Raw genomic sequence first — 20,339 nt, 5'->3', positions numbered from 1 at the left:
TTAACTTGTGTGCTCTTGCAACCGGAAACAGGCTCAGACACGCCATGGAGACCCTTCGCGACAAGGTCGCCGTCATCACCGGGGCGGCCAGCGGGATCGGCCGCGCGATCGCGGGTGCGCTTACCGACCGGGGCGCGCACATCGTGGCGGTCGACGTGGACGACGACGGTGTTCGCGCCCTGGCCGACGACCTGAGCAGCCGAGGCGGCGCCGTCTTGCCGCAGCGCGCCGACGTCTCGGAATCGGCCGCCTTCGAAGGCATTCGCGACGCTGCGTTGCAGCGATTCGGCCGAATCGACATCGTCGTCAACAACGTCGGCGTGCTGACGAACGGCCTGCCCGAAGACATTCCGGTGAGCGAGTGGCAGCGCATCCTGGACATCAATCTCATGTCGGTGGTGCGCAGCAACGCGGCCTTTCTGCCCCTGCTGCTCGACCAGGGCAGCGGGCATCTGGTCAACACCGCCTCCTTCGCCGGGCTTTTCACCTATTCCTACGACCGGCTGCCCTACGCGGCGACCAAGGCCGCCATCGTGCAGATCAGCGAAGGTCTCGCAATCTATCTGCGGCCCAAGAACATTGGCGTCACACTGCTGTGCCCCGGGCCGGTGCTGACCAACATCGCCGCCGCCGTGCCGAAATTCGGCGGCGGGGCACCGCTGCGCATCCCCGGCGAACAGTTCGAATTACTCGATCCCGCAGCCGTCGGCGAACTGGTCGCCGACGCGATCCTGCGCAACCGCTTCTTCGTGCCCACCCATCCGCAGGTCGTCGACGAGTTGCGCTGCCGCGTCGAAGACTGGGACGCCTACATCGACTACCAGATCTCCCGTGAACCCTGTTGACGCGAACCCGACTGAAAGGCAAACCGAATGGCTGACCCACGCACCCAAGGGCTGGATGTGTTCAAGGACATGCTGCCCGGCCTAATCCCCGACGACGCCACCACACTGCGCGACGGCGGCGTCGCCGACGAACTCGGCGACTTGGGCATCGACCACGTCTTCGGCGCGCTGTGGACCCGGCCCGGGCTGGATCGTCGCTCGCGCAGCCTGGTGACACTCGGCGCGCTCATCGCCCTGCGGGCCACCGACGAGTTGAAATTTCACTTCCCGATCGCGCTGCGCAACGGGCTGAGCATCAAGGAGATCGAAGAGGTGATCTACCACATGACGGGCTACGCCGGCTATCCTGCCGCCGCCACCGCGCGCAACGTCGCACGGGAAGTACTTGCCGGCTCATAATGCTGACCCTCGATCAAGCGCTGAACGAGACTCGCACCGGCGATCTTTGGCTGTTTCGGGGCCGCTCGCGGCCCGACCGCGCGATTCAGACGTTGACGAACGCACCGGTGAATCACGTCGGCATGACGGTGGCCATCGACGACCTGCCCCCGTTGATCTGGCACGCCGAATTGGGCGACAAGCTCGTCGACATGTGGACCGGAACCAACCACCGCGGCGTGCAGCTCAACGATCTGCACCAGGCCGTCTTGCAGTGGACGCAACGCTACGACCAGCGGTGCTGGTTACGTCAGCTGACGCCCCACCCCACCCGCGAACAGGAGAACAAGCTCCTGCGGGTGATCGCACGGATGGACGGCACCGCGTTTCCCACCACCGCCCGGCTGACCGGTCGCTGGTTCCGCGGCCGGCTCCCGACCATTAACGACTGGGTGCGGGGAATCCCGGTGGTGGACAACAAGATTCGAGAGCAGACCCGGCGCCGACGGGAGGAACGCAAGATGAGCCTTTCCACGGCCTATTGCGCGGAGACGGTGGCGATCACCTACGAGGAAATGGGATTGCTCAACACGGATAAGGACGCAAACTGGTTCGACCCGGGCAAGTTCTGGAGCGGTGACACGCTTCCGCTGGCCCCTGGCTATCAGCTGGGCAACGAAATCACCGTCACGATAAGCGAAGTCGGCTAGCCGACCGACATCTCCCCCATCTCCGACCATCCCGTCGCGTCGATCGTCTGGTTGACGATCTTCGGGGTGGACGTCAGGGCCTGTGGGAGTTCTTGCATCGCCTGCTTGAAGTGATCGCTGTTGACGTGGACCCCGCCCGCCTCCCCGTCACGAAAGGCCTCCACCAAGACGTACTCGGCCGGGTTGTCGAGGCTGCGCGACCACTCGAACCACAGGTTGCCTTCCTCGGCACGAGTGGCGGCCGTGAACGAGGCGACGAGTTCTGGCCAGCGGTCCGTCCACTCGGGCTTGGTCTCGAATTTGACGACGATGAAGATCATGGCCGGAGACCGCCTAGCTCGTTCCTGGAAGTTGCGCCCGTACCGATCGCGGCGAGCAGCGCCAGCATATCGCCCACCGACACCGCCGGCTGGGGGTGAGCGCCAGCAAAGTGTGCCCCGGGCGCCGTAATCGACACCCGGGGCACACCATCGCATTGTTTCCGCACGAATCCCGGTCGATTGACGGGTGCGGCAAAGTGGTGCAGGTCACAAACCTCGCGATGTTGGCACTATTTCACTTTTGGCAAGGCGGGAACCGCTCCGGCGAGCCATACCGCAGAAATAATCCGCCCACAAATTGACGCCTTCGCGAATTCAATTCGTTAGGGATTCGCAATTCCGGGATCGCCGGGCGGCGGCATTTCGGGCGCCGGGGGTGCGGGCGGTGCAGGGGCCGTGGCATCGACCAGGACGGGCGGCGCCTCCGGCGGTGGCGGCGGAGCGTCCGGCGGCGGGGGCGGCGCATCCGGCGGCGGGGGAAGAGCGCCCTCGCCGTCCGGCGGCATCGGCAGGAACATATGGTGCGTGAACCCGGCCTGGTAGGCACCGGCACCACCGATGTGCACTCCGCCGTGCTCACCACTGGATACCGGGGTCCCGTCCGGCAGGGTCGCGGCCGTGTGGCCGCCGTTCCACCCGATCACGAGGGCGTTGGGGGCGGTCCCGTATTGAAAGCCGCGCGCCAACAAAGCCGCCTCTTCATTCCCGGTGTTGAACCGGTTACCGAAAACCGGCCTGTCGGACGCCGCATTGGCCACCCAGGAAACAAGTCCCGAGCAATCCGTCCCGGAGGGAGAATCTCCACCCGCAATATAGGGCGTCCCGGATACCTGATTGATCAATGACATCAATGTTGCAAGTACTACCATGGGCGGCGACGCTAGCAATAGCAGTTATTGTTCGCCAAAATTTGTGGCGCACGTCATTCGCAAACCGAATAATGGTCTCTGCCGCACTTTCAGCAAACCTGGCAGGGCGCCAGACGCCGCTGCCAGCAAACGGCTGCGCCGCGGTCAGCTGTAGTCGGACCCGCGTTCGGTGTCCGCCATCCCCCGGTCGATGCCGGCCTTGCGCTTGATGAGCGCGAGGCCGACAGTCACATTCCGAACTTGGCGCGGGCCTCGTCGGTGACTGGAGTAAACAGGTTAACGAGATTTCTATCCGGATCCCTTAGCAGCAGCGCGCGATTGCCCCACGGCATGGTGGTAGGGGTTGTCACAATCTCAGGGACGCGCTCGTGGAGCCGCTCGTATTCCGCGTCCACGTCCTCGACCATGAACTCCACGATCATGCTGCGGTTGGCCGCGGGCTCGGCGGACCCAGGCGCAAACAACGGTACCGTCTTGTCGCTGCCGATGGCCAGCGTGCCAACCGGCGTCGGGATCTCGGCGAAAAGCTCATTGCCCCATACGGCGTGGACCTCGGTGACCATCTCGTAGAACTCGACGAGCCGGTTGACGTCGGCGGTGATGATGCGGGTGGAAACGAACTGCATGGAGCCCTCCCGGCTGCCGTGGCGGTGCAAGCTAGTGCGACGAGGGCATGCTAAGGAACCCCGCCGACAAGAGGGCGGCTTGGAGAGAAACTAGAGCCGTCGCGTTCGCTTAGGCCGGGGTCCAAATACCGTTGTTCCAGAATCCCCAAGTGCCGCGGGTCGGGTTCCACATCAATTGAGCTCCGGGCGCCCACGACGGTGGAGGTGGTGGTGGCGTCGGCGCCCACGCCGGCGGGGGCCCCCAGGGTCCCGCACCCGCCGGGAAACTCTGGCCCGCCGGACCTTGCCAGTCGTGGCACTGGTTCCAGTCCCAGTTGTAGACGATGCCCCAGCTCGGGTCCCATGGATTGCCCGGGCACCAGTGAGCGGTCGGCGCGGGGACCGGGGCCGCCTGAGCCGTGCCGCCGAGCCCGAAGGCGGACAACGCCAACCCACAACCCATCAAAATGCCCGTAGAACCCCGGACCCACCGTCCCGTCTGCTTGACAGCCGCCATCTGTCCAGCATGGTCGAGCCGCGACTCCGCCGCTAGATGTTGAACCGGAACTCGACCACGTCGCCATCGGCCATGACGTAGTCCTTGCCCTCCATCCGGACCTTGCCTGCCGCCTTGGCCGCCGCCATCGAACCCGCAGCGATCAGGTCGTCGTAGGACACGATCTCGGCTTTGATGAAGCCCTTTTCGAAATCGGTGTGGATCACCCCGGCGGCCTTCGGGGCTGTATCGCCCTGGTGAATGACCCACGCCCGCGCCTCTTTTGGGCCCGCCGTCAAAAACGTCTGCAGCTTGAGGGTGTGGAAACCCGCGCGGGCCAGCGCGTCGAGCCCGCGTTCGCTCTGCCCGATCGACTCCAGCAGTTCGGCCGCCGACTCGTCGTCGAGCTCGTTCAGCTCGGCTTCGATGGCCGCATCCAGGAACACCGCGTCGGCGGGCGCCACCAGCTGACGCAGCTCGGCAATCCGCGCCGCGTCGGTCAGCACCGCCTCATCGGCATTGAAGACATACAGAAAAGGCTTGGTGGTCAACAGGTTCAGCTCCCGCAACAGGGACGTATCCACCCCGGCCCCGAACAGCGTCGTGCCGCCGTTCAACGTCTCCTGGGCGGCCACCGCCGCGTCGTACACCGGCCTGCGCTCCTTGGTGGTGCGGGCCTCCTTCTCCAGCCGCGGCAAAGCGCGCTCCAGGGTCTGCAGGTCGGCCAGGATCAACTCGGTCTCGACGACCTCGATATCCGATTTGGGATCCACCTCACCGGCCACATGGGTCACGTCGTCGTCGGAGAACACCCGGACCACCTGGCAGATGGCGTCACATTCGCGGATGTGGGCCAGGAACTTGTTGCCGAGCCCCGCCCCCTCGGACGCGCCCTTGACCAGCCCCGCGATGTCGACGAACGTCACCGGCGCCGGCACGATGCGCTCGGATGCGAAAAGCTCGGCCAGCTTGTCCAGCCGCGGATCGGGGAGCGGAACCACACCCTCGTTCGGTTCGATCGTCGCGAACGGATAGTTGGCCGCCACCACATTGTTGCGGGTCAGCGCGTTGAACAGAGTCGACTTACCGACGTTGGGCAGACCCACGATTCCCAGGCTCAGGCTCACAGGGACCCAAGTCTAGGGGTCGGCGGCGGCGCGGGCTGCCATGGACCTTTCGCGCGCGATCGGCATGGCACGCCCGGGATCGCTACAAGGTATTTACGGGCCTTTGGGCCCATTGCCGGTACGGTCGACATGTGTCAGGACAGCGGGCAACCTCGAGGGTGGACGCCTCCCACCGCTCGATCCACCCAGATATCCCAGGTGTGCCGTGGTACGCCGCGCTGCTTCTCGCCGTCACCGCCACCGCAATCGGTTACGGAATCGACGCCGGTCACAAGGAGCTGACCCATGTCTTCGCCGGCTTCTATATAGCCGGCTGTGTGGCAGCGGTGCTGGCGGTGCGCCAGGACGGGCTGTTCACCGCGATCATCCAGCCCCCGCTGATACTTTTCTTCGCGGTGCCCGGCGCGTACTGGTTGTTCCACGACGCCAAAGTCGGCCATCTCAAAGATCTGCTGATCAACTGCGGCTATCCACTCATCGAGCGCTTCCCGCTGATGCTGGGAACCGCCGGTGTCGTGCTGCTGATCGGGTTGACCAGGTGGTATTTCGGGATGTCGCATCGGGCGACCGCGGCGCCGAACGCGTCCGACGACGCGGAGTCCACCGACGTCAAGTCCGTCGTCGGCGGTATCGCCGCCAAACTGCAGGCGATCTTGCGCCCGGAGTCCGGCCCGGAATCTGACGACGATGCCGGCGCGGCAGCCCCCGCCAAGGCGCGGCGCGGCCGCGGCGCCAGTTCCCCGTCGCGGGCCCGCCGGACGGCGCCCACCGATCGGTCCGCCACCGGGTCGGCCCGAGCCCAATCCCGGCGTACCCGGGAGCCGCTGGACGACGCGGGCGAGCGGCGCTCGAATCGGAGAGGCTCGGCGACCGCCCGGGACTACGACGCCGCGGAACCGCCTCGCCGATCGCGGCGCCGCCCCAGGCCGGATGCCGATCCGGACCCGCGCGGCCAATCGCCTCGGGAAGGCCGTCGGGAGCCGCGCACCCACCGCAGCCCCTACGAGCGGCCCGCGCCGCGCAGCAGCCGTTTCGAGGACCCGTACGACCCGCCCTCGGCGCCGGAGCGTTTCGGCCGCTACGACAGCTACGACCGCTATGAGCCCGCCTACGAGCCGCGGCGCCGCCGCCCCGCCCCGAACGGCAACAACGGGACGCATCACCCCATCTCGCAGGTCCGCTACCGGGGGGCTGGCGCGCCCGACGAGCCCGCAGCCGAGCGGCGCCCTGAGCGCCGCTCACGGACGCATGGCCGGTCTCAGCGACCCCCGACGGATTCCTGGGAATACGACGTCTGAGCGCCATCCGGCGCCCGACGTGTCAGAGCAATGACCGGATCTCGCGCGGCAGCGCGAACACCACGGTTTCCTGTGCCGTGGTGACCGGTTGCACCACGTCGTAGCCGTAATCGGCGAGCCGCTCCAGCACACCGCGCACCAGGACTTCGGGGACAGACGCACCGGAGGTGACGCCCACGGTGGTCACCCCTTCCAACCACGCCGGGTCGATATCGTCGGCCCAGTCGACCAGGTGCGCGGCCGCGGCGCCGCCGCCCAGCGCCACCTCGACCAGCCGCACCGAGTTCGATGAATTCCGTGATCCGACGACGATCACCAGCTGGCACTCGGGGGCCATCGCCTTGACGGCAACCTGCCGGTTCTGGGTCGCGTAACAAATGTCATCGCTGGGCGGATCCTGCAGCTTCGGGAAGCGTTGCCGCAGCCGGTCGACGATTTCCATGGTCTCGTCGACCGACAGCGTGGTCTGCGACAGCCAGATCACCTTGTTCTCGTCCCGGACCGTCACGTTGTCCACGGCGGCGACCCCGTCGACCAGCTGCACGTGTTCGGGCGCTTCGCCGGAGGTCCCGATGACCTCTTCGTGCCCCTCATGGCCGATCAGCAGGATGTCGTAGTCGTTGCGCGCGAATCGCCTGGCCTCGTTGTGCACCTTGGTCACCAGCGGACAGGTGGCGTCGATGGTGTGCAGGTTACGTTCGGCGGCCTCGGCGTACACCGTCGGCGCCACCCCGTGCGCGGAGAACACCACGATGGATCCCTCGGGGACCTCGTCGGTTTCCTCGACGAACACCGCACCGGCTTTTTCCAGCGTGTCCACCACGTGCCGGTTGTGCACGATCTCGTGGCGCACGTACACCGGTGCGCCGTGCTTTTCCAGCGCGCGTTCGACCGTCTCGACGGCCCTATCCACGCCCGCGCAGTAACCACGCGGCTCGGCCAGAAGCACTCGCTTGCGGGCTGGATCGCTGGCTACCGAGCTGGACGCGCCGGGAATTCCCATGTCGACAGTCGGCGGCATGACACCCAGGGTACGTTCTGCCGACACGGGCTTGCCAGCTCGCGCCGGCGGGCTTGGAGTTAGCGGTCGCTTAAGGCAATCTTGGACCCATGGCTACTGCACCGTATGGAGTTCGGCTATTGGTCGGCGCGGCCACAGTCGCCGTCGAGGAGACCATGAAGCTGCCGAAAACCATCCTGATGTACCCCATGACATTAGCCAGTCAGGCGGCACACCTTGTGATGCGATTTCAGCAGAACCTCGCCGAGCTGGCGATCAAGGGTGACAGCACCCTGGAGAACATCTTTCCGCCGAAGGACGAGCAGCCGGAATGGGCCACCTTTGACGAGGACCTGCCCGAAGCGGTCGAAGCGGCCGGCCCCCCCGAGAACGGCGGCGGCGGCGACCGCCGAACCGAGGGACGGTTCGCGTTGTACTCGCTCGCCGACGCCGCGGCCGATGCCGCTCCCCTGAAACAGGGCAGGAATTCCTCGGACGCGCCGGCGAATCCGCAACCGTCGGTGGTGACCGAGCTGGACTATGCGGCGCTGACGCTGGCGCAGCTGCGGGCGCGTCTGCAATCGCTGAGCGTCGACGAACTCGAAGCCCTGCTGACCTTCGAGCAGGCCACCAAGGCCCGCGCGCCGTTTCAGACGCTGCTGGCCAACAGGATCACCCGCGCGAACGCGAAGTGACCCCGGCCGCAGATTCCGAACCGAATTCCGCCGAGAACCCGTTTCCGGTGCGCGCGGTGGCCATTCGGGTCGCGGGCTGGATCGACAAGCTCGGCACGGTATGGGTCGAGGGCCAGCTGGCCCAGATCAGCGCGCGGCCCGATTCCAAGACGGTGTTCATGGTGTTGCGCGACCCGGCCGCCGACATGTCGCTGAGCGTGACCTGTTCGCGCGACCTGGTGGCCAACGCGCCGGTGAAATTGGCCGAGGGCACGCAGGTCGTGGTCTGCGGCAAGCCCTCGTTCTACACCGGCCGGGGCACATTCTCGTTGCGGCTCAGCGAGATTCGCGCCGTGGGCGTGGGCGAGCTGCTGGCCCGGATCGATCGGCTGCGCCGGCTGCTGGACGCCGAAGGACTCTTCGACCCCCGGCTCAAGCGGCCAATCCCCTTTCTGCCCAACATGATCGGCCTCATCACGGGCCGGGCCAGCGCTGCCGAGCGCGACGTGACGACGGTGGCCACCGGACGCTGGCCCGGGGTGCGTTTCGCCGTGCGCAACACGGCGGTCCAGGGGCCGAACGCGGTGGCGCAGATAGTCGAAGCGCTGTACGAACTCGACCGCCACGTCGAGGTCGACGTCATCGTGGTGGCCCGGGGCGGCGGTAGCGTCGAGGACCTGTTGCCGTTCTCCGACGAGACGCTGTGCCGCGCCATCGCGACGTGCCGCACCCCGGTGATCAGCGCGGTCGGGCACGAGCCCGACAATCCGCTGTGCGACCTGGTTGCCGATTTGCGTGCCGCCACTCCCACCGACGCGGCCAAGAAGGTGGTGCCCGACACCGCCGCCGAACAACGCCTGATCGGCGACTTGCGTCGGCGAAGCGCGCAGGCGCTGCGCAATTGGGTGTCGCGCGAACAACGCGCGCTGGCCCAGGTCCGCAGCCGACCGGTGCTCGCCGAGCCGCTGACGGCATTGACGGCGCGCGCCGACGAAATTCACCGGGCCCGGTCGGCGATTCGCCGCGACATCACCCGCCTGGCCGCCGCCGAGACGGAGCGCGTCGGTCACCTGAGCGCGCGACTGGCGACACTCGGACCGGCAGCCACGCTGGCGCGCGGCTACGCCGTGGTACAGGCGGTGCCGGACTCCGGCGCCCCGGCGGTGCTACGGTCGGTCGCCGACGCGCCCGCGGGCAGCCGGCTGCGGGTGCGAGTTAACGACGGCGCCATCGCCGCGGTGAGCGAAGGGCCGACCGATGGCCGGTAAAGACGAACAATCAATTACGCCTATTAGTAAGCTCGGCTACGAAGCGTGCCGGGATGAACTGATCGAAGTCGTCCGTCTGCTGGAGCAGGGCGGCCTGGACCTCGACGCGTCGCTGAAGTTATGGGAAAGAGGCGAAGAACTCGCAAAACGATGCGAAGAACACTTAGCTGGAGCCCGCAAGAGAATCGAGGATGCGCTCGCGGCCGGCCAGGCGGACGACGCCTGATTTCGGCCATTTTGCGAAACCAAAATTATGACGCCTTGCCAAATTGGAACACGTTTCAGTTATGCTTCGGCCCATGGCTGATGCGTTACTGACCACCGAACTCGGCCGCGTCCTGGTCACCGGCGGCTCCGGATTCGTCGGCGCCAACCTGGTGACCACCCTGCTCGACCGCGGGTACCGGGTGCGTTCGTTCGACCGCGCGCCGTCGCCGCTTGCGCAGCACCCGCAACTGGAGGTGCTCGAGGGTGACATCACCGACGCCGCGGTGTGCGCCCAGGCGGTCGACGGCATCGACACCATCTTCCACACCGCGGCGATCATCGACCTGATGGGCGGCGCGTCGGTGACCGACGCATACCGGCAACGCAGCTTCGCGGTCAACGTCGGCGGCACCGAGAACCTGGTGCACGCCGGGCAGGCGGCCGGGGCGAAGCGATTCGTCTACACCTCGTCCAACAGCGTCGTGATGGGCGGCCAGAACATCCCCGGCGGGGACGAGACGCTGCCCTACACCGACCGGTTCAACGACCTGTATACCGAGACAAAGGTCATCGCCGAACGGTTCGTCCTGTCGCAGAACGGTACTGGCGGCATGCTGACGTGCGCGATCCGGCCCAGCGGGATCTGGGGCCGCGGCGACCAGACGATGTTCCGCAAGCTGTTCGAAAGCGTGATCGCCGGCCACGTCAAGGTGCTGATCGGCCGGAAATCGGCCCGGCTGGATAACTCCTACGTGCACAACCTGATTCACGGTTTCATCCTGGCGGCCCAGCATCTCGTCCCCGGTGGCACCGCGCCCGGTCAGGCGTACTTCATCAACGACGACGAACCGATCAACATGTTCGAGTTCGCCCGGCCGGTGGTAGAGGCCTGCGGCGTGAACTGGCCCCGGGTGCGGGTGAACGGCCCGATGGTCCGCGTGGCGATGACCGGTTGGCAGCGGCTGCATTTCCGCTTCGGCATCCCCGCGCCGCTGCTCGAGCCGCTGGCCGTTGAGCGGCTTTATCTGGACAACTACTTCTCGGTCGCCAAGGCGCGCCGCGACCTCGGCTACGAGCCCCTGTTCACCACCGAGCAGGCGTTGTCGGAATGCCTGCCCTACTACGTCGACATGTTCCAGCGGATGAAAAGCCAAGCGGAGGTGGGGTCCCCGAAGCCGACGGTGGGCGGGAGGAGGTAAACGCGCTTACGCGGACGCTGACGAAAACACCGGCCCGGGGCTAAGGTTCCTTCAGCGACGACGACGCGGAGGGCGGCCCCGTTGCATGAATACCGAATTCACGCTCAACCAAAAACGCGCCCTGGCGATACTGACGGCAATCGCCCTGCTGTTCGGTGCGTACTTTCTGCGCGACTACTTCGTGCTGATCGTCGTGGCCGCGGTCGGGGCCTACCTATTCACACCACTGTTCAACAGGTTCAACAGGCGGCTGGGCACCGGCTTGGCGGCGACCTGCACCCTGTTGTCCGCTCTGGTGATTGTCATCGTGCCGGTCACGCTCCTGGTGATCCTGGCGATCGTTCAGATCTCGCGCATGATCGACAGCATCACCGAGTGGGTGAAGTCGACAGACCTGAGCGGGCTTGGTGACCGCACCCTACACGCGGTGAACGAGCTGCTGTCTCGGGTTCCCTTCGCGCACATGACGATAACCACGGAAACGCTGCGCAAGGCGATGGTCACGGTGGGCCGCAACGTCGGTGAATGGGCCCTGCACTTCCTGCAGGGCGCCGTCGGCGGTATCGCCGGCGCCGTCACGTCGGCCATCATCTTCCTGTACGTGTTCGTCGCGCTGTTGGTGCACCGCGAGCGGGTGCGGAGATTGATCGCCGAGCTCAACCCCCTCGGCGACGAGGTCACGGATCTGTACCTGGGCAAAGCCGGAGCAATGGTGCGCGGCACCGTCAGTGGTCAGTTCGTGATAGCGCTCTGCCAGGGCGTCGCGGGCGCCGCGTCCATCTATGTCGCCGGCTTTCACCACGGCTTCTTCATCTTCGCGGTCCTGCTGACCGCGTTGTCGATCATTCCGCTGGGCGGCGGGATCGTGACCATCCCCTTCGGCATCGGAATGATCTTCTACGGCAACATCGCCGGCGGCGTGTTTGTGGTGCTCTGGCACCTCGTCGTGGTCACCAACATCGACAACTTCCTGCGCCCCATCCTCGTTCCGCGTGACGCTCGGCTGAATCCGGCGCTCATGCTGCTGTCGGTGTTCGCCGGCATCGCCATGTTCGGCCCCTGGGGCATCGTCATCGGCCCGGTCTTGATGATCCTCATCGTCACCACCGTCGAGGTGTATCTGGTGGTGTTCAAGGGGGCCGAACTGGGCACGCCCGACCCACCACCGGCCGACGCACAACCCGTCCGCCGCAATTGGTTTCGCCGGCGGGAAAAGGCGGGCGCCGCGCGGTCAGTCGCCGAATAAGACCCGCAGCTACCGGAAGCCCACCATCTGGCTGCCCCAGGCGGCCAGGATATTCGCATCGACATCGTGTGCGACGGTGTCGCGCTTGTCGATGATCAGGCAGGCGCGATCGGCCTCCCGGTAGGGCCGCCAGTCCGGCTCGCCATCCGGACCCGCGGGCGTTGAACGCGCAGCGAAGTTGACCCACCGGGTCCGCATTCTCTTGGAAACCGCCTTGGCGGTCTTGCTGCCGCCCAGTTTCAACGTGGGATCCTTCGGCGCCCCGAGATTGCCCCAGACATAAGGCAATTCGGTGGCATGGGCGGCCCTGACCAACAGCACCTTCAGCAGCGGGGTCGAGTAGTCGAACCGGTACAGGTACACCGGCGCCACCCCGCTGTGCCCCTCGGCCAGCCACACCGACGGCATCCGGAACCCGACGTCGGTCGCGATGCTCATGCTGCGCGCCTTGCGCCGCCAACGCGAATACGTGTACGCCGAACCGATCTCCTCCGGCGTCGGCAGTTGCAGGTCCGGCTGCTCGGCGGCGATCTGGGAGAACATCGACGTGATCGCGTGCGGCGTGATCGGCATCAGCGGCGACCTCATCAGCCGGAACAGCGCCGCCTCATGCTTGTTCGTCCCGATGATCAAAGGAACCGGGTGCGAGCGGCCCTCCTGCGCCAACTTGACCGGATAGTCGTGCAGCAGGTCACCGTCGACGATCGGGACGAACGCGAGCGTGCCCGGGTTCCGCACGGGCACTTCGTCGAACACCTGCTGGGAAGCGGACAGGATCGCGGCGTCGGGAACCCCGAGCAACCGCTGCGCGTCGGACTCGGCGATCCCCAGCTTGTCCAGCAGACTCGACGCCACGCGGCGGCCCCGGTCGCGGTCGTAAACCGACGTGGCCGGGGAGCTTTGGGCGATCGCGGCGGAGAACAGGCCCTCGGCCGCCGGGACGGCGAGCAGCGTCGTGACGATGCCGGCGCCGGCGGATTCACCGAACAGCGTGACCCTGCCGGGATCGCCGCCGAACGCCGCGATGTTGTCGCGCACCCAGCGCAGGGCGGCCAGCACGTCGTGCAGCCCGATGTTGGAGTCGAAACGCCGACGGCCCGTATCGAGCGAGGACAGGTCGACGAAGCCCAGCGCCCCGAGCCGATAGTTGACCGTCACCACGATGACATCACCGCCGCCGACCAACCGGCGACCGTCATAAAGCACCTGACTGCCGGATCCCAGGACGTAAGCGCCGCCGTGCAGCCACACCATCACCGGTTTGCTGTCTCCGGGTTCGGTGTCCGATGACGCCCAAATGTTGAGCCGCAGGCAATCATCGCCCTGCGGCGCGCCCAGATCGAGGGGCATGTTGGGGAAGACCGGCTGCAGGCAGGCGGGGCCGAACGTGGTCGCGTCGGCGACCTCGGTCCATCTCTCCGGCGGCTGCGGGACCCGGAAGCGCAGGTCGCCGACGGGCGGGGCGGCGTACCGGACGCCCTTCCACGTGCTGATACGGCCGTCATCGGCGCCGCGGACGGGGCCGAAGGAGGTTTCGACCACCCGGTCATTGGTCGTAATCGTCATGTGTGGAGCTTTCCTAGCCAAGGCGCTGAGCGAGGAACTCGACCACGCGCTTGCGGGCCTCGTAAGCCGGCTGGCCGTCGACTTCGCGGACCTCGTCGGTCAGCACGGAGTGCGCCCGCTTGCCGAAACCGCCCACGTTGCCCGGCCCGGAGTCGATCTCGATGACCTCGAACGCGTCACCGAGCGGCTCCTTGAGCGCCGCGAACCGTTCGCGGGGCACGGCGCTGTCCTCGCTGAACCGCAGAGCCATCGCGCACAGGCCCTCGTTGGCGCAGCGATCGGCCACGGTGGCCAGTTCGGATTCGCTCAGCCCGGGATCGTGGCGCCGCGAACGACCCAACGGCAGCGGTACCGACGGCTGCGAAAGCACCGGGGCCAGGACGGCGTCGTCGACCGCGACGGCCAGCGCGAAACCGCCTGTGAAGCATTGGCCGATCACGCCGACACCCTTGTCCGGTGTCGACGCGTTGAGGTCACGGGCCAGCGCGCGCAGGAACAACGACACCGGCCGCTCCTTGTTCATCGCGAACGCCGCGAATTCCCTTGCCACACAAGCACGCGTGATGGTGGCCAGCGTGTAGCCGACCGTCGCCGGCTTGCCCGGCTCACCGAACAGCGACGGCATGGCGACGGTGAAGCCGTTGTCCACCAGGTGATTGCCCAGGGCCAGCACACCGGGATGGATCCCGGGTATCTCGGGAATCAGCACCACCCCGGGGCCGCTGCCCTTGCGGTAGACGTCATGGGTGTAACCGCCACCGGTGAACGGCGCCACCGACCATCCGGACAGATCTGCCTGGGGTGCAGTCATGCTCGGCCCTTCTTCAGCGCGCGGGTAACGGCGGCTGCGATTGCGTCGCCGAAGCCAGCGTACGGAACTGATCAGTGTTGCCGGCACCGGTTATCGCGATTTGGGTAACCCCGGACGGGCCGGTGAGGCGGGTGGTCCACACCGGCTCCGCGTCCGCCCCGGTTTGGCCGGCGCCGTTGTAGACGACCCAGTTGGTCCCGGCGACGTCGACCGTTCCGGCCGGATACGCCGACGAATGGATCGACCCCACCAGTTTGTCCTCGTCGGCGTTGCTCTGGGTCAGGCTCATATACATCCCGGTCGGACTGAGGTAGCCGACGACCGAGGTGGCCGCGTTCTGCCGTTGACCGGTCGCGGGGTCGATGCGGCCGCCCTGGATGCCGCCGCGGCTGCCGGAGTTGGCCTGCCAGCCCGCGGGCAGCTTGGGCAGCCGAATGGGGAAGCCGAGCGCCGCGGCATCGGCCCGCAGCGCCGCCGGCGCGTCGTAGGACGGGGCCGCGCCCTGGTGGCTGCCGGGCTGGAACGAGCACATGCCCACCAGGCCGGCCAGCAAAATGCAGCCGAGCACCAACGGCATCAGCGACCAGAACATGTCGCGGCCGTCCTGCAGCAACCGCGGTTTGGCCGGCCTGGCAGCCGGCCCGGGCGCCGGGGCCGGCTCGCCGGCTACATAGGCGTCCGAGCTGGCATTCAGCGGCGGCTCGTCGGTCATCCCCCGAGTATCCCAGTTCCAGCAGACCGATCCGCTTCTGGGACAATCTCCAACCATGACAGTTGAGGGCAACCGCCCGGCCACTGCCGCCGGCCGAGGCTCAGCGCAGGCTCGGCCGCGCGGTGAAGCTCCAGATCGCAACCTGGCGTTGGAACTGGTACGCGTCACGGAGGCGGGTGCCATGGCCGCCGGCCGCTGGGTGGGCCGCGGCGACAAAGAGGGCGGCGACGGTGCGGCCGTCGACGCGATGCGCGAGCTGGTCAACACGGTGTCGATGCGCGGCGTGGTGGTCATCGGCGAGGGCGAGAAGGACCACGCGCCGATGCTCTACAACGGCGAGGAGGTCGGCAACGGCGACGGCCCGGAGTGCGACTTCGCCGTGGACCCGATCGATGGCACCACCCTGATGAGCAAAGGCATGCCGAACGCCATCTCGGTGCTGGCGGTGGCCGACCGCGGCGCAATGTTCGACCCGTCGGCGGTGTTCTACATGAACAAGATCGCGGTAGGGCCCGAGGCCGCCAACGTGCTCGACATCACCGCGCCGATCGCCGAGAACATCAAGGCCGTCGCCAAGGTGAAGGCGCTGTCGGTGCGCGACATGACGGTGTGCATCCTGGACCGGCCGCGGCACGCGCAGCTCATTCATGACGTCCGGGCGACCGGGGCCCGCATCCGGCTGATCACCGACGGTGATGTCGCCGGCGCCATCTCGGCCTGCCGGCCGCAGTCGGGCACCGACATGCTGGCCGGGATCGGCGGCACCCCGGAAGGCATCATCGCCGCCGCCGCGATCCGGTGTATGGGTGGTGCCATCCAGGCACAGCTGGCGCCCAAGGACGAGGAGGAACGCCAAAAGGCGATCGACGCCGGCCACGACGTCGACCGGGTGCTGACCACCGAGGACTTGGTGTCCGGCGAGAACGTCTTCTTCTGCGCCACCGGGGTCACCAACGGCGACCTGCTCAAGGGCGTGCAGTACTACCCCGGCGGCTGCACCACGCAGTCGATCGTGATGCGGTCGAAGTCGGGCACCGTGCGCATGATCGAGGCCTACCACCGGCTCTCGAAGCTCAACGAGTACTCCGCCATCGACTTCACCGGCGACAGCACTGCCGCCTATCCCCTGCCCTGACCGAAAACCAGCGAGGACTGCTACCTATGGCCGACAGCGCCACCGATACCGAATACCGCATCGAACACGACACCATGGGCGAGGTCCGGGTACCCGTAAAGGCGTTGTGGCGCGCGCAAACCCAGCGCGCGGTGGAGAACTTTCCGATCTCGGGCCGGGGCCTGGAGCGCACCCAGATCCGCGCGCTGGGCCTGCTGAAAGGCGCCTGCGCACAAGTCAACAAGGACCTCGGGCTGCTGGCACCGGAGAAGGCGGACGCGATCATCGCCGCGGCCGCCGAGATCGCCGACGGTCAACACGACGACCAATTCCCCATCGACGTCTTCCAGACCGGGTCGGGCACCAGCTCCAACATGAACACCAACGAGGTGATCGCGAGCATCGCGGCCAGGGGCGGTGTCACGGTGCACCCCAACGACGACGTCAACATGTCGCAGTCGTCCAACGACACCTTCCCGACCGCCACCCACATCGCGGCGACCGAGGCCGCGGTGCGTCACCTGATCCCGGCGCTCGAGGTGCTGGACGAAGCGCTGGCGAGCAAGGCTCGCGAGTGGCACACGGTGGTCAAGTCGGGCCGCACCCACCTGATGGACGCCGTTCCGGTGACGCTCGGCCAGGAATTCAGCGGCTATGCCCGCCAGATCGAGGCGGGGATCGAGCGGGTGCGCGCCACGCTGCCGCGGCTCGGTGAGCTGGCGATCGGCGGGACCGCGGTGGGCACCGGCCTCAACGCCCCCGACGGCTTCGGCGCCAGAGTGGTCGAGACGTTGATCGCCTCCACCGGTCTGAACGAATTGCGCACGGCCGCTAACTCTTTCGAGGCTCAGGCAGCGCGCGACGGCCTGGTCGAGGCTTCCGGCGCGCTTCGCACCATTGCGGTGTCGTTGACCAAGATCGCCAACGACATCCGCTGGATGGGATCGGGCCCGCTGACCGGCCTGGCCGAGATCCAGCTGCCGGACCTGCAGCCGGGTAGCTCGATCATGCCGGGCAAGGTGAATCCCGTTCTTCCGGAAGCGGTTACGCAGGTGGCCGCGCAGGTGATCGGCAATGACGCCGCGGTCGCCTGGGGCGGTGCGAGCGGTGCCTTCGAGCTCAACGTCTACATCCCGATGATGGCCCGCAACATCCTCGAGTCGTTCAAGCTGCTGACCAACGTGTCGAAGCTGTTCGCGGAGCGCTGCATTACCGGACTGGTCGCCAATGTCGACCACCTACGCGAGCTGGCCGAATCGTCGCCGTCGATCGTGACGCCGTTGAACTCGGCGATCGGCTACGAGGAGGCCGCGGCGGTGGCCAAGCAAGCCCTCAAGGAGCGCAAGACGATTCGCCAGACCGTGATCGACCGTGGCCTGATCGGCGACAAGCTGTCGGAAGAAGAACTGGACCGCCGGCTGGATGTCTTGGCGATGGCCAAGGTCAAGCCGGAAAAATAGGCGGGGTGATGCAGCGATGACGGCTCCTCCCGGCGGCCCCTACGATCAAGGGCCCTACGGAAATCCGTATGGGCAGGAACCCCAGTGGGGAGGCCAGCCGCAGGGCGGTCAATACCCGTACCCGCCGACCGGCCCCTACCAGTATTCGCCCCAGCCGTATCCACAAGCGGGACAGCAATTCCCGCCCGGACCCTATCCGCCCGGACCTTACCCGCCGGGACCGCCACCGGGCGGGCCCAGCTCGAAACTTCCCTGGCTGATCATCGGTGGCCTCGTCATCCTGGCCGTCATCGCACTGGTGGCGACCCTGATGGTGATGCGCGGCGGCAGCCACAGCAAGCCGTCGACCGCCGCGCCCTCGTCGACGACCACCACGGCCAGCCAGCCGAGGGGTTCGCAGACCGCCACCGACTGCACCCCGAACGTGTCCGGCGGAGAGATGCCCCGGACCGACTCGATCACCGCCGGCAAGCTCTCGTTCCCGGCCGCCGCGGTGCCCCCCAACTGGACGGTGTTCTCCGACGACCAGGGTCCGAACCTGATCGGCGCGGTGGGCGTCGCCCAGGACGTGCCCGGGGCCAATCAGTGGATGATGACGGCCGAGGTCGGCGTCACGAACTTCGTCGCCAGCATGGACGTCACCGCGCAGGCGTCGAAGTTGCTGCAGTGCATCGTCAACGGGCCCGGTTATGCGAACGCGTCGCCCACACTGGGCCCGACGAAGACGTCGTCGATCACCGTGGACGGAACCAAGGCCGCCCGCGTCGATGCCGACGTCACGATCGCCGACCCCACCCGCAACGTCAAGGGAGATTCCGTCACCGTCATCGCCGTCGATACCAAGCCGGTCACCGTCTTCATCGGCAGCACCCCCATCGGTGACGCCGCGTCGGCGGACATCATCGGCCGGATCATCGCCGCGCTGAAGGTCAACAAATCCTGAGGCGGGTTCCGTCGCCCTAGCCGGCCGGGGATGCCGGTGCGGATACGTGGGTGGTTTCGGATCGTCCCCGCAGGACGGTGGAATAGCATTCGGCCCAATGCGTTCCCTCGGATTCGTCGGCCCGCTCGATGGCCGCCGCCGCACACAGGATCCGCCGGTCGGCGGTCTTGGCGAGATCGGCCAGCCGCGCGGCCTCGTTGACCGCGTCCCCGATCACCGTGTACTCGTATCGGTTTTCGGCGCCGATATTGCCGGCGAAGACGCGGCCCGCCGAGACACCGATGCCGAAATCGACCGGCAGTCGCCGCAGTTGGGTGCCCAGGGCGCGGGCGGTCGCCAGGGCCGCCGATGCCGGCTCGTCGGTCGGCAACGGCACTCCGAAGACGGCCAGCGCCGCATCCCCGGCGAATTTGTTGATCAGCCCGTGGTTTTCATCAACGGCGTTGACGACGATGCGAAAGAAATGGTTGAGAATTTCGGCTACCTCTTGCGGGGGACGGCTTTCCGCCAGTTGCGTCGAGCCCACCAGGTCGATGTAGAGGACCGCCGCCTCGACCACATCTCCCGACAGCGATGCACCCTCTTTGATGGCGCGCTGGGCGACGTCCGTTCCCACGTGGCGCCCGAATAGGTCGCGCAACCGGTCACGCTCGGCCAGCCCGGCCACCATGCGGTTGAAACCCGTTTGCAGACGCCCGATTTGGGAGCGCTCGTACGCCCCGACGTAGGTTCCGATGTGGCCGTGTTCGACCTCCGCCATGGCGTCGACTACCTCGCCGAGCGGATCGGATATGGACCTGGACGTCAAGATCATCGTCGGCAGCCCGAGCACCAGCGCCGCCAGCGACACCACCAAGATCGGCACATCCAGCGACGCGGACCTGTCGATCAGCCACCCATACGAGCGAAGGACGACCAGCGTCGCGATCACCCCGATGGGGAAGGCGCTGCACAAGAACCACAGCAGGACCAGTCGCGCGTAGACGCCGGGCACGGCCATCCGCGGCTCGCCGCCCAGGGTGGCGGCGCGCATGATGGGGCGCAGGATGCGCTGCGCCAGCAGCATCGCCGTGCCGGCGGCGGCCGGTCCGCCGAGCAGCACGCCGAGCGTGATGGGCAGCAGCAGCTGCGCCCCGCCGCCCAGGTTCAGCAACATGAAGATGGTGCCGCTGACCGCCCAGGCCCCGAACAGGATCGCCGACTGGCGGCCGGGTAACTTCATCGCGGCTTCCCGCTGCTCCTGGGTCGGTTCGGCGCCGGCCGCGTACCAACGCAGCGTCGGGGCCGCGCTCAGAATCCCGGCCGCCGCGACGCCGATGATGCCCAACAAGACGAGCACCACCACCGCAGCCGTGTTGGTTTGCGCGAAGTCGGCGTTGGCCCTGACGGACGTGTGGCCCCGCAGCGGGACCAAGATGGCGGCCGCTTCGATGACGGCCAGCACGTAGGACAGGGCGAGGTCGACCCCGTATTGAATCGCCAACCGGCGGG

Annotated in this window: 22 protein-coding genes; 12 read left to right on the top strand and 10 right to left on the bottom strand. The window is 67.1% G+C overall.

All coding sequences use genetic code 11. The features are described from left to right. Positions 1 to 44: 44 nt before the first annotated feature. Genes AWC17_RS03625 through AWC17_RS03615 form a run of 3 tightly spaced genes read left to right on the top strand, consistent with a single transcriptional unit; the run spans position 45 to position 1,933 of the window. On the top strand, positions 45 to 845 hold the full coding sequence (locus AWC17_RS03625; protein ID WP_046185559.1) for an SDR family oxidoreductase: 801 nt from the start codon (positions 45 to 47) through the stop codon (positions 843 to 845). A gap of 27 nt (positions 846 to 872) precedes the next feature. Then, positions 873 to 1,244: a carboxymuconolactone decarboxylase family protein gene (locus AWC17_RS03620; RefSeq protein WP_046185558.1), complete on the top strand. Its 372-nt coding sequence runs from the start codon at positions 873 to 875 to the stop codon at positions 1,242 to 1,244. Then, entirely contained in the window at positions 1,244 to 1,933 is a 690-nt protein-coding gene (locus AWC17_RS03615; RefSeq protein WP_046185557.1) for a hypothetical protein, read from the top strand. The genes AWC17_RS03620 and AWC17_RS03615 overlap by 1 nt, the downstream gene beginning before the upstream one ends. Here the strand turns inward: AWC17_RS03615 and AWC17_RS03610 are convergent. The 5 genes from AWC17_RS03610 to ychF form a co-directional block, all read right to left on the bottom strand. Beyond that, complete coding sequence (locus tag AWC17_RS03610) at positions 1,930 to 2,253, bottom strand: putative quinol monooxygenase (protein WP_046185556.1); 324 nt, start codon at positions 2,251 to 2,253, stop codon at positions 1,930 to 1,932. The genes AWC17_RS03615 and AWC17_RS03610 overlap by 4 nt on opposite strands. A 323-nt stretch (positions 2,254 to 2,576) precedes the next feature. Further along, positions 2,577 to 3,122, bottom strand: a complete 546-nt coding sequence (locus tag AWC17_RS03605) for a glycoside hydrolase (protein ID WP_082147643.1) — start codon at positions 3,120 to 3,122, stop codon at positions 2,577 to 2,579. A gap of 227 nt (positions 3,123 to 3,349) precedes the next feature. After that, positions 3,350 to 3,748, bottom strand: a complete 399-nt coding sequence (locus AWC17_RS03600) for a VOC family protein (RefSeq protein ID WP_046186938.1) — start codon at positions 3,746 to 3,748, stop codon at positions 3,350 to 3,352. A gap of 109 nt (positions 3,749 to 3,857) precedes the next feature. Then, complete coding sequence (locus AWC17_RS03595) at positions 3,858 to 4,244, bottom strand: Mtp family mycobacterial-type pilin (RefSeq protein ID WP_231588703.1); 387 nt, start codon at positions 4,242 to 4,244, stop codon at positions 3,858 to 3,860. Positions 4,245 to 4,276: 32 nt separating this feature from the next. Then, entirely contained in the window at positions 4,277 to 5,350 is a 1,074-nt protein-coding gene (ychF, locus tag AWC17_RS03590) for a redox-regulated ATPase YchF (protein WP_046186937.1), read from the bottom strand. A gap of 131 nt (positions 5,351 to 5,481) precedes the next feature. Between ychF and AWC17_RS03585 the strand changes: the two genes are divergently transcribed. Then, a complete protein-coding gene (locus AWC17_RS03585) occupies positions 5,482 to 6,648 on the top strand; it encodes a DUF6542 domain-containing protein (protein WP_208618356.1) in 1,167 nt (388 codons plus the stop codon). A gap of 22 nt (positions 6,649 to 6,670) precedes the next feature. On the opposite strand, the gene AWC17_RS03580 is transcribed toward AWC17_RS03585, so the two are convergent. Continuing rightward, entirely contained in the window at positions 6,671 to 7,669 is a 999-nt protein-coding gene (locus AWC17_RS03580) for a 4-hydroxy-3-methylbut-2-enyl diphosphate reductase (RefSeq protein ID WP_046185724.1), read from the bottom strand. A gap of 89 nt (positions 7,670 to 7,758) precedes the next feature. Here AWC17_RS03580 and AWC17_RS03575 point away from each other — a divergent pair, with 89 nt between their 5' ends. The 5 genes from AWC17_RS03575 to AWC17_RS03555 all read left to right on the top strand — a co-directional run bounded on the left by AWC17_RS03575 (position 7,759) and on the right by AWC17_RS03555 (position 12,242). After that, positions 7,759 to 8,343 carry a lipid droplet-associated protein gene (locus tag AWC17_RS03575; RefSeq protein WP_046185723.1) on the top strand — a complete coding sequence of 195 codons (585 nt, stop codon included), beginning with the start codon at positions 7,759 to 7,761 and terminating at the stop codon, positions 8,341 to 8,343. Next, a complete protein-coding gene (xseA, locus tag AWC17_RS03570; RefSeq protein ID WP_046185722.1) occupies positions 8,340 to 9,590 on the top strand; it encodes an exodeoxyribonuclease VII large subunit in 1,251 nt (416 codons plus the stop codon). Before AWC17_RS03575 ends, xseA begins: the two co-directional genes overlap by 4 nt. Then, entirely contained in the window at positions 9,580 to 9,816 is a 237-nt protein-coding gene (locus AWC17_RS03565; RefSeq protein ID WP_046185721.1) for an exodeoxyribonuclease VII small subunit, read from the top strand. Before xseA ends, AWC17_RS03565 begins: the two co-directional genes overlap by 11 nt. Positions 9,817 to 9,877: 61 nt before the next feature. Next, entirely contained in the window at positions 9,878 to 10,996 is a 1,119-nt protein-coding gene (locus tag AWC17_RS03560) for a 3-beta-hydroxysteroid dehydrogenase (protein ID WP_046185720.1), read from the top strand. 85 nt (positions 10,997 to 11,081) lie between these two features. After that, positions 11,082 to 12,242 (top strand): AI-2E family transporter, encoded by a 1,161-nt coding sequence (locus AWC17_RS03555; protein ID WP_046185719.1) that lies wholly within the window; start codon positions 11,082 to 11,084, stop codon positions 12,240 to 12,242. A 9-nt stretch (positions 12,243 to 12,251) separates the two neighbouring features. Here the strand turns inward: AWC17_RS03555 and AWC17_RS03550 are convergent, their stop codons facing one another. From AWC17_RS03550 to AWC17_RS03540, 3 genes are read right to left on the bottom strand one after another with little or no spacing between them, the layout of a single operon-like run. Then, positions 12,252 to 13,808: a carboxylesterase/lipase family protein gene (locus AWC17_RS03550; protein ID WP_046185718.1), complete on the bottom strand. Its 1,557-nt coding sequence runs from the start codon at positions 13,806 to 13,808 to the stop codon at positions 12,252 to 12,254. A gap of 13 nt (positions 13,809 to 13,821) precedes the next feature. Further along, positions 13,822 to 14,619, bottom strand: a complete 798-nt coding sequence (locus tag AWC17_RS03545) for a dienelactone hydrolase family protein (RefSeq protein ID WP_046185717.1) — start codon at positions 14,617 to 14,619, stop codon at positions 13,822 to 13,824. Positions 14,620 to 14,632: 13 nt separating this feature from the next. Then, positions 14,633 to 15,331 (bottom strand): DUF4245 domain-containing protein, encoded by a 699-nt coding sequence (locus tag AWC17_RS03540; protein WP_085164243.1) that lies wholly within the window; start codon positions 15,329 to 15,331, stop codon positions 14,633 to 14,635. A 55-nt stretch (positions 15,332 to 15,386) separates the two neighbouring features. Between AWC17_RS03540 and glpX the strand changes: the two genes are divergently transcribed. Genes glpX through AWC17_RS03525 form a run of 3 tightly spaced genes read left to right on the top strand, consistent with a single transcriptional unit; the run spans position 15,387 to position 18,848 of the window. Continuing rightward, positions 15,387 to 16,466: a class II fructose-bisphosphatase gene (gene glpX / locus AWC17_RS03535; RefSeq protein ID WP_082123197.1), complete on the top strand. Its 1,080-nt coding sequence runs from the start codon at positions 15,387 to 15,389 to the stop codon at positions 16,464 to 16,466. A gap of 26 nt (positions 16,467 to 16,492) precedes the next feature. Then, positions 16,493 to 17,905 (top strand): class II fumarate hydratase, encoded by a 1,413-nt coding sequence (locus tag AWC17_RS03530; protein ID WP_046186580.1) that lies wholly within the window; start codon positions 16,493 to 16,495, stop codon positions 17,903 to 17,905. 16 nt (positions 17,906 to 17,921) lie between these two features. Next, positions 17,922 to 18,848 (top strand): hypothetical protein, encoded by a 927-nt coding sequence (locus AWC17_RS03525; protein WP_046186581.1) that lies wholly within the window; start codon positions 17,922 to 17,924, stop codon positions 18,846 to 18,848. A gap of 16 nt (positions 18,849 to 18,864) precedes the next feature. Here AWC17_RS03525 and AWC17_RS03520 read toward each other — a convergent pair whose 3' ends face one another. Further along, positions 18,865 to 20,331 carry an adenylate/guanylate cyclase domain-containing protein gene (locus AWC17_RS03520; RefSeq protein ID WP_141224446.1) on the bottom strand — a complete coding sequence of 489 codons (1,467 nt, stop codon included), beginning with the start codon at positions 20,329 to 20,331 and terminating at the stop codon, positions 18,865 to 18,867. Between the last annotated feature and the right edge of the window lie 8 nt (positions 20,332 to 20,339).

It is taken from the genome of Mycobacterium nebraskense (assembly GCF_002102255.1).
Taxonomy (GTDB): domain Bacteria; phylum Actinomycetota; class Actinomycetes; order Mycobacteriales; family Mycobacteriaceae; genus Mycobacterium; species Mycobacterium nebraskense.
This window is presented reverse-complemented; position numbering and strand designations above follow the sequence as displayed.